This is a genomic window from Rhizobium sp. BK112, assembly GCF_014193215.1.
GTDB lineage: Bacteria > Pseudomonadota > Alphaproteobacteria > Rhizobiales > Rhizobiaceae > Rhizobium > Rhizobium anhuiense.
The window spans coordinates 1-1,160 of the sequence record NZ_JACHYZ010000044.1 but is presented as its reverse complement, the minus strand read 5'-3'; the positions used below and the strand labels follow the sequence as shown (position 1 = coordinate 1,160).

General features: G+C 57.2%; 1 protein-coding gene. It reads right to left on the bottom strand.

The features are described 5' to 3' along the window. Positions 1 to 137: 137 nt before the first annotated feature. Complete coding sequence (locus FHT75_RS36340; RefSeq protein WP_281413890.1) at positions 138 to 1,028, bottom strand: LysR family transcriptional regulator; 891 nt, start codon at positions 1,026 to 1,028, stop codon at positions 138 to 140. Between the last annotated feature and the right edge of the window lie 132 nt (positions 1,029 to 1,160).

The following is a 1,160-nucleotide window of genomic DNA, read 5'->3' as shown; positions in this document are numbered from 1 at the left end:
TCCGCTGGAAACCGGTGGCGACGATAGAGAGGATCACGTGCAGAATGCCGACAGATCCCACATCTTCTTCGCTTCGCGGTTAACGTTACAGTACCATCTATAGACCTGAACCCTTGGGCGAGATCGCATGTTGAACGTCATGTGCCACGCAACGATGCCTGGGCGGCGGCTTGAAGTGCGCGTTCGAGTTGGAGTACGGCAGAGCGTTGCGGCCTGTTTACTGGTTGCTCGAGATAGTAGTTCCCCGGCCCCGGAGTTTTGGGGACGAGCGGGCAGATTTCCAATCCCAGCGATGCAGCGAGCGGACCGCATACCGGGATATGGCCTATTGCAAGGCCTAGTCCTTGGCTAACCATGATCAGCGCCAGCGGAGTAGTATCGACGGTCTCAAGTCTGAGATTCCGCCCTCGCATCGGCCCGAAGTTATGATTCATAAGCGCGGTCCATCCCATCACATGCGCTGCTACGTCAAACAATCGAAATGACAACAGATCTTCCAGGCCCTCCATTCTGTCGAGATCTTCCTTCCGACCCATAACGACATGCGACATCCCCATTAGCCAGCTTGGATGGCGCACAAGGTGCGGTTCCTCCCCGAAGCGGATTGCGAGGTCGGGGTCTGCCTTACGCTGCGTGCCCTCCATTAAAAGTTCAACACGGATCAACGGATTCTCGCGCTCAAAGTCAGCCAGCACGCGAGGGAGCCAACTCATTGCCATCAATTGACTGGCAAGCAGGGTGACCCGTTCGACGCGCTGCCGCGCGAAAAGAGATGCGGCCTTGCTCTCGATTGCCCCAAGCGAAACCTGGACCGTGGGAAGGAAATCGCCTCCTTCCGTCGTCAAATTTATCCGGTTTGCAGCACGTTCGAACAGAGGGCGACCCAGATGGGTCTCCAACGCAAGGACTTGCTGACTGACCGCGGCAGCCGACATGTTCAGTTCTTTCCCGGCGCGGGCAAAGCTCTGGTGTCGTGCGGCTGCCTCGAACACGCGCAGCCAGTTTAATGAAGGGATCAGCGCTGACATCATCCTCTCAGCGTAAGTTCAACTTAGCCTAAGGTCAATCTGCCGATTCCGATGAAGCCGCCCCTTTGTTCCGAGATGATTGCGCCCCCGGTTTCCGGGATGATCTCGCCCCCTGTTTAGTGGGGTCTGCAG